Annotated in this window: 6 protein-coding genes and 1 pseudogene; 2 read left to right on the top strand and 5 right to left on the bottom strand. The window is 44.5% G+C overall.

What is annotated here, in order from left to right; translation table 11 throughout:
* The 3 genes from PSE7429_RS19295 to PSE7429_RS19285 form a co-directional block, all read right to left on the bottom strand.
* On the bottom strand, nt 1-1,942 hold a 1,942-nt coding region (locus PSE7429_RS19295; protein ID WP_009629018.1), incomplete at its 3' end, for a DEAD/DEAH box helicase family protein.
* 89 nt (nt 1,943-2,031) lie between these two features.
* The gene (locus tag PSE7429_RS19290) at nt 2,032-3,015 is read right to left on the bottom strand and encodes an Eco57I restriction-modification methylase domain-containing protein (protein ID WP_193789117.1); all 984 of its coding nucleotides are present in this window, start codon (nt 3,013-3,015) and stop codon (nt 2,032-2,034) included.
* A 105-nt stretch (nt 3,016-3,120) separates the two neighbouring features.
* Entirely contained in the window at nt 3,121-3,432 is a 312-nt protein-coding gene (locus tag PSE7429_RS19285; RefSeq protein WP_009629016.1) for a DUF4351 domain-containing protein, read from the bottom strand.
* Nucleotides 3,433-4,010: 578 nt separating this feature from the next.
* On the opposite strand from PSE7429_RS19285, the gene PSE7429_RS19280 reads away from it, so the two are divergent.
* Nucleotides 4,011-5,555, top strand: a complete 1,545-nt coding sequence (locus tag PSE7429_RS19280; RefSeq protein WP_009629015.1) for a group II intron reverse transcriptase/maturase — start codon at nt 4,011-4,013, stop codon at nt 5,553-5,555.
* A 56-nt stretch (nt 5,556-5,611) separates the two neighbouring features.
* On the opposite strand, the gene PSE7429_RS19275 is transcribed toward PSE7429_RS19280, so the two are convergent.
* Both PSE7429_RS19275 and PSE7429_RS27335 read right to left on the bottom strand, forming a co-directional pair.
* Nucleotides 5,612-6,202 (bottom strand): DUF2887 domain-containing protein, encoded by a 591-nt coding sequence (locus PSE7429_RS19275; RefSeq protein WP_009629014.1) that lies wholly within the window; start codon nt 6,200-6,202, stop codon nt 5,612-5,614.
* A 94-nt stretch (nt 6,203-6,296) separates the two neighbouring features.
* The gene (locus PSE7429_RS27335) at nt 6,297-7,346 is read right to left on the bottom strand and encodes a hypothetical protein (protein WP_009629013.1); all 1,050 of its coding nucleotides are present in this window, start codon (nt 7,344-7,346) and stop codon (nt 6,297-6,299) included.
* Here PSE7429_RS27335 and PSE7429_RS28055 point away from each other — a divergent pair.
* Nucleotides 7,270-7,534: pseudogene (locus PSE7429_RS28055) on the top strand (IS1/IS1595 family N-terminal zinc-binding domain-containing protein); the annotation flags it as partial. The gene PSE7429_RS27335 and the pseudogene PSE7429_RS28055 overlap by 77 nt on opposite strands.
* Between the last annotated feature and the right edge of the window lie 29 nt (nt 7,535-7,563).

Raw genomic sequence — 7,563 nt, 5'->3', positions numbered from 1 at the left:
CAAGACTTCGGAATACTTGTCTGGATTCTTCTTTGTTGGTTGCTTCGCAAATGGAACTAATCGCCGACATTTGCTCCTCTAAAAACATCAGTTCGGTTGATTCGCTAATTTGCAAGTTAAAGAATTGTTCGTAGGTGAGAATAATCGCGTCATAGTTATGAGTGGCAATTTGGCTCAATAGGACGCGGCGGCGATCTTTGGCAAAGTCTTGAGCATTCGGTACCAGAATCTTAGCTTCGGGGTACAGTCGTCGAAATTCTTTGCTGTATCCTGGCAAGATCGATTTCATGGTTACATGCATGACTTTGTGCGCCATCCCTTTGCGTTTTAACTCCATGCCTGCGGCAATCATCGTCGCGGTTTTGCCATAGCCGACTCGATGGGCAGCGAAAGCGGCTCTTTGCCGTTCGACTCGACGCACGAAGTTGCGCTGGTGGCTTCGCATCTCGAAGTCGGGAGCCATGTTGGGGAAGGTTAAGTGCGAGCCGTCATACATGGTATCGCGGTAGAGGTTGTGGTATTGGTTATAGTGCAGACATAATCTTTCGGCGCGATCGCATTCACTCCAGATCCATGCTTTAAAAGCAGTCTGGATTTTGTCTTGCATTGTCCGAGATGCAGTTGTGGCTTCTACATTCAGGATGGCGGTGATGTTGCCATGCTTGTCTTTGATGTATTCATATACTTTGGGGTCTTTTTGGTTGAGTGCACAATCGATTAGTTCGAGGGCGGTGTAGTTGCTGGTTCCCCATTCGGTTTTGTTTTGGGGTGAGTTGGTCAGTTTGCTGTCACCTTTGATTACCCAAATATTGGCGGGGTCGGGATGGAATTTGACGGTGCTGGTTCCTGTATGGCTAAGGAGTTGTTCGCTAAATTCTTTGATTACATCTTCGGGGAGCCAACTCGTTCCTAGTTTGACGCGGATCGTGTTGTGTAATAACAGCTTTAGCTCGTTTTTGGTCATGGCATTGACATTGATGCCTAGCTTCACCGCACAGCGCACTTTGATATCTACATCTAGAGTTTCGGGTAAACAGGGAACTGGTTGGTTGCTGCTAATGGTTTGATGGTATTTGTCGATGTTCAGCCAGTTGGGGACTCCGTTTTCTTGCCATGCGATGATTTTGTTGAGTCGGTTGACGACGTTCCCACTGATGAATTCTTCTCTGGTGATCCATTCAGCATTGGTCGTTTCTTGTACGGTTGCTGGTGGGATTGTGCCGTTGTAGAAGATATCGCCTTCTAGTTCGCTGATGACGGTGCTGATACTTTTATCGATGAGGTTGGCGATCCAGTCTAGGTCGATATAGCTTTTGGCATCTAGACATTGCGCTAGGGCATCTTTGGCATTATCAGCACGATATCTGGGAGTGGCTCTGACGGTTCTTTGATGAAAGATGGGAGCTTTGGCGGGGCTTTTGCCTTTGCCGCGATCGATTTCTAATGCTCTCAATCGATAGTAGTTCGGGTCTTCTTGGAAGATACTGAGGTTCTCTTTGCTGATGAAATGCCCAAATCTAATTGCGAACTCATCATATTTTTGATTGAGAATTTGGCGCAGTTTGCCTAGTTCTTTTTCGTCTTCGTACTGCTGCATTCTCAGCACTAGATCGAGGATCTTGGCGACAGACATGGCAGCCCGAATGCGTTGTTGTTGGTTAGAGACTAGTTCTAGCTGATAGTCGGTGCGACGATAGATTTGTCCTTCATGTTCGCAGAAAGCGTTGGGTAGCACTTTTTGTAACTGTGGTGGAATTTGAATTACTTTGGTTTGAGTTACGGCTGGTTCGTAGAATTTAGCGATCGCTTTTCCAATCTTGCTAATCTCTGCTCTCAGGTCAAAGTTTACTGGGGCAGTTACGCCTAAATGTTCTCCTCCATAGAGTTTGGCGGTTGTCAATTCTCCGAGGATATTGCGGAATTTCAATGGTGATGTAGTCATGGGCTTTTTCTCAATTAAAAAAGCGAGTCAATCCTTAATAGGAGTGACTCGCTCATTAGCTTTGGTGTGGTTACTCTCTAGATCAGCCGCTAGGCTGACTCTACAAACCATTGGTTAATCATGATTGGCTGCTGATTGACTGTGTGTTGGCCCGATGGTGCTGTCTTTACCCAATCAGGATATTGATAGTTTTTCTGATTCGTGGCTCTCAGTTCAGTTTCCGTGAGCTTGCGGAAAACAAGGATATCCGCAACCACTTCCGTGTTGGCAAATCTCTTAAAAGCTATATCTGGTAATCTAATAGCGGTCACTAGCTCTAACTTACTGGCTAGATATTTCCGAAAGCTGGTATTGGCTGCATCAAGGGTGAAACAACTGGTAATCATGGCTATCAACCCATTTTCCCTCACTAGGTCAGTACATTTGGCTAGAAAGTAATTGTGGATGCTTAGGTTCAGGTGGGCGTAGCGCGGATCGTAGAGTTTGTAATTGCCAAAGGGAACATTGCCGATCGCTAGGTCAAAACTGTTATCACTTAGGCTCACTGTCTCAAATCCCTGAGCGTAAATCAGCGCTTCTGGGTATAGCAATCTCGCGATTTGGGCAAAGATTGGGTCTAGTTCTATGCTTACCCATTGAGATCGCTCTCTCATCAGTGCGGGCTGACATCCCATAAACGCTAGGGTGTTGCACGCTGGTTCGACGATCGCTCCACCTGTAAAGCCGATATCACCAAGGAGATCCCACATAGCGCGAATTACTTCAAAGCTCGTTTGGTAAGCGGTTGCGGTTGCGGATTTGGCGGCTTGGATTTCGGCTTGGGTCAATAGTTGGCTCAGTTTTTCATGGCATCGATGCTGCCATGTATTGCCTTGATGGTTTGCTTTCACCCAGATATCGGTGAGCGTTCCCCATCCCGATGCTTTGGCGAGTTCGACCTGTTGTTGCGATGTGGCTGTTGATATTGACTTGCTTAAAGCGATCGCTTCGACGGTTGCTTCTGCTTTTACTCGCAAGGGGCTATCAAAATGCTGCTCGATTTCTGGCGTAATTTCAAATATGGGTTGGTACATTTTTGGCTTTTTCCCTAGTTTTTGTTCTTGCGAACAAGCGCTAGCCATAAAAAAAGACATGACTTTATTTGTCATGTCTTTTTTTATGTATTGGTTCAAAATCCTCTAGTTGCCTTTGCCTTTGGTTTTTAGCCAGTTGTTGAGGTCGGCGATCGTCTCTAGGTCAAATAATGCTTCGGCTAAATTTTCTAACTGCTTTGCCGATAGTTTGTTGATTTTAGCCTTTAAAGTTGGAGTAATTTGCCCAAACTTGCGACCAAGCATCTTTAGCAGCATCGTAGCTTGCCCCTTTACTAGTCCGCGTTGCTCACCCAGCTTTTCACCTAGCTTTAAGCCACGTTGTTCACCACGCTGCTCGCCTTCTTCTCTCGCCTCTTGATATACACGAGTCTGCTTTAAATCGCTGTATGTAAACATTGCTTCAATCTCCTGCCGACTAAGTTTTGGGTGCGATTCGTTTAGTGTGAATCACGGTAACCAGTCCGTAAATAACCACTAGAGTCAAGACTCCTAAGTCTAGCTTAACTGTCCAGATGATATAGGTGCAAGCCCTATCGTCTAAACTCAAGACTGACTCCTTATCTGCCCACAGTGACCAAGCTCGTTACTTGGAGGCTGAAGCTGGGAACAGGGCGCAATCAGACCTCTAATTGCTGAGGACACTGGCGCTAATAGGGAGTCCCCATGATGAAACAGAGCCTCAAAAAGCAACCTATTAGTAGGCAGGCGCAACCAACAAAGTCTGACCTCGCCAGAGATTAGTATCCCGCCGCATCTTCCAAAAAATAGCGGTACGAGTATGGGGTTCTGGCGGTTGAATTGGCTACATCTAACGGGACATACCAATCTTCAGGACGGAACGAATAAAAACGAGTCTAAGGTCTGTAAATTGTCGAATTTACGGTAGACCAGACGAGAGGATTAATTCTTTAGATTCGGGTAGGATGAGGCGTAATTGCCTCAAGGTATTCAGAAAACACAAACTAGAGCAGATTATGGTTAGCCACAATAGAAATATTAGTGAACTTTGGAAAGAATTGCCTTGGAAGAAATTCCGAGTCAACCTTTTTAAGCTGCAAAAGCGCGTGTATAAAGCGGTTCAAGTTAAAGATATGCGGAAAGCAAGGTCTTTACAAAAATTAATTCTCAAATCCAAATCAGCTAGATTACTAGCGATTCGGCAAGTAACACAACTGAATGCTGGTAAGAAAACGGCTGGTATTGATGGCAAAAAGTCACTCTCAATTGAAGAACGCTTCATCTTAGAAAAAACCTTAGCCAAATATTATATCAACTGGAAACACTCAGGTTTACGAGAAATTCCCATCCCTAAAAAAGACGGGACAATGCGTATGCTAAAAGTGCCTACAATCGCCGATAGAGCTTGGCAATGCCTAGCTAAATACGCGCTCGAACCAGCACACGAAGCAACCTTCCACGCACATAGCTACGGATTTAGAACAGGTCGCGCAGCACATGATGCTCAGAAATTCTTGTTCAACAATCTTAAAAGCTCATGTAATGGAATAAATAAACGAGTTATTGAACTCGATATTGAAAAATGCTTCGATAGGATTAACCACTCTGCAATCATGGATAACCTAATCGCCCCCTCTGGGTTAAAGCTTGGCATCTTCAGATGTCTCAAAGCTGGAATAAACGTAGGTTTTCCAGACCAAGGAACGCCACAAGGCGGGGTGGTAAGCCCACTACTAGCGAACATCGCACTTAATGGTATTGAAGCTATACATAGCTACAAAGACCCCAAGGGAAGAATAAAAACTCCATCTGTAAGATATGCAGACGACATGGTGATAATTCTACGCCCAGAAGACAACGATGTTGAAATACTTGCCAAAATCAGCGAATTTCTAGCTGCTATAGGAATGAAAATTAATGAAAAGAAGACTAAGACAACTGCCATGAAAGATGGATTTGACTTTTTAGGCTGGCATTTCAAATGTCAGAAAAACGGAAAATTTAAAAGTACGCCCTCAGAAGCAAATTATAAATCTTTCCGCAAGAAAGTAAAAGCCATTGTCAATAGCTCGAATTATGGTGCAAAGGTAAAAGCTGAAAAGCTAGCACCTATTGTTAGAGGTTGGAGAAATTACCACCGCTTCTGTAAGATGAACGGTTCAAGAAACTCGTTGTATCACATCGAAAGCAGAGCATTTAAGGTCTTTAACAAGGAATCTAAGCAAAATCGCTATTCTTGTAAGAAATTATTAGACAAAGCATTTCCTGACATTCCCTACTCCGAAAACAGACACAACAACGTCCAAGGAGAGAAATCTCCCTACGATGGCGATATTGTCTACTGGAGCGAACGTAACAGTAAGCTCTACGATGGCATGACCTCTAAAGCCCTTAAAAGGCAAAACCATTCATGCAGAACTTGCGGATTAAAATTCGTAGGTGATGAAAAAGTACATCTACATCATGTAGATGGAAATCATAATAATTGGAAGACGGCAAACCTTGTAGCGATACATGAAAGCTGCCATGATTATCATCACATGAGCAAAAGCGCAAGCTAAGAATATCGGGAGCTGGATGCGTAGAAATACGCACGTCCAGATCTAATTGAGAGGGGCTAGGGATAATACCCTACCTCGACTCTACCAAATTTATAGACCAACACTGTCTCTATTAATTCTAGTACCTGCTCTTGAATTTCGGTATTGTTTTCCTGCTCAATCTTTTCACCTAGCTGTCTTGCCTTAGTTATAGCTTGACTTTCATTTGACAAGATGAGCTGAATAATACCGATCGCAAAGGAGTCTGTCTCTCGGTCTAGCAGGTCTTCTAGGTAGACTCGCCTGATTCTCTGGCAGTCGAGCATTTCCTGCACATGGCTTCTTGGCTCTGGTTCATAACTGCGCCTCGCAAAGATGGCGATCGCTTGCCACTCCCGCTCGGGTCGGTATTGGTTTAAATATAAATATATCTCGGATAAGTATTCCCAGTAAAAGTCTTCCTTTTGCTGGAATTGAACTTCGATGAGATATATCGGTTTATCTTTGGCTTTAGGGCTGAATATGCCATCAAACCGAAAGGCTTTTTCTTTCACTTCTACTGAGCTAAATTCGTAGCCTTCTGCTTCAGCAATCGGACGTTCGATTAGCTCAAACAGTAGAGTGTGAAAGGTGTTGAATAGTTGATAAAAGAGCGTATCCGTTTTCATATCCACTTAGTTTAGCAAAGTTTGGGATTGGGAAAATTCTTTTTTCTAGAAGATAGATAATCAAGGGGATAAAGCCGCTTTATCCCCTTGATTTCTAAGCAGCGACCAGTTCGCACAATATAGTCTTTTGATGCGTAGTCAGAGAAGCTGTGTATTCTCCCACCAATACTTTGGCGGAGTCTTTGGCGACGAGTCCTAGCAGGTATGGCTTTTTCCTGCTTTTGCGGATGACTTCTATCTGATATCTACCATCTTCTTGACGTTGAGATACAAGGATGGGGATGCAGGCATGTTCTCCATTTCCCGTCCATTTGGTTGATGCGAGTTCTCCATACTGTGCGCCTACGATTTGTAGGCGCATCAGTTGGTTGTCATGGAGGCGATCGCAGATCTCTGGTAGGAACATATTGAATGCAACGCTTGCGGTTCCATGATCGCCGTTGTGACTGGCTTGCCACATAGCGGCGGCACAGGTTTGAGCGGTTTTCTCGCTTTTGTTGCGTAGTTTCTCGCCCAAGCTCTTTGCCCATTGCACTGCGGCTCTCAGGATTTTCTTGCGGGATTCTTTCTCACTCGATAGTTTCATCGCTTCCCTAATCTTGCTGGTATATTCATCGCGGCGAGCGATCGCTCGTTGGTAGAGGGTTTCACTTGGCTTGATGAATAGTTCGCGGAATTCGAGTAGGGTACGTTCGTGTAGATTTACGGGTTGCCAGATGGCATTTACTGACTGAATCAGTAAAGAGATTGCGTCTTTGTATTCTCCACCTGCTTTCATTGGTCGAGCGGGCTGTTTGCATCTCTGTTTAGCATCGTAGTAACTGCCATAGACTCCTTGCTGTTTGCGGTCGATCAGCCAATCCAGTTTCGGTAAGCTTTTGCCCACTTCATCGAGAAAGGCTTGGTCATGGCTGAGGTCGGATTTAAGCCGATCTACGGCGACTTGGACTTCTTGGGCTAAGCCTCCAATGTATTGATGATTCCCTGTTGCCCATGCGGTGGCTAGGGTAGTCCTAAAAAGGAAAGGATGAGGGAAAATATCTAGATGGTTGTTACAGATTAAAGCAATGTCAGAGTCAAGTCCATCAAGTCCATCCTGCCAGTCCGTATCAGTGGTTAAAAACGGTAGTACTCGGCATGGCAAACAAAATTATAAATGTCGGGACTGTGGTCGTCAATTTGTAGAAAATCCACAGTGGCAGAGAGTTTCAGAGCGTATCCAAGACACTTATGACCTTTTAGAGAGACTACTGCTAAGAAAAAATCCCACTAGCTGGAATAGCTAGAGTCCTCAAGGTCTCAGAGAAATGGTTGCAGAGTTACGTCAATCAATAAATATAGAAAACGTTCCTCAGCAGGTG

It is taken from the genome of Pseudanabaena biceps PCC 7429 (assembly GCF_000332215.1).
Lineage (GTDB): Bacteria > Cyanobacteriota > Cyanobacteriia > Pseudanabaenales > Pseudanabaenaceae > Pseudanabaena > Pseudanabaena biceps.
Note: the sequence above shows the minus strand (reverse complement) of the source record. Positions and strands in the feature narration are given on the sequence as shown.

Bases quoted from the DNA above. Each gene is read 5' to 3' on its own strand.
- PSE7429_RS19290 (WP_193789117.1), bottom strand. From the start codon at position 3,015: ATGTACCAACCCATATTTGAAATTACGCCAGAAATCGAGCAGCATTTT.
- PSE7429_RS19285 (WP_009629016.1), bottom strand. From the start codon at position 3,432: ATGTTTACATACAGCGATTTAAAGCAGACTCGTGTATATCAAGAGGCG.
- PSE7429_RS19275 (WP_009629014.1), bottom strand. From the start codon at position 6,202: ATGAAAACGGATACGCTCTTTTATCAACTATTCAACACCTTTCACACT.
- PSE7429_RS19280 (WP_009629015.1), top strand. From the start codon at position 4,011: ATGGTTAGCCACAATAGAAATATTAGTGAACTTTGGAAAGAATTGCCT.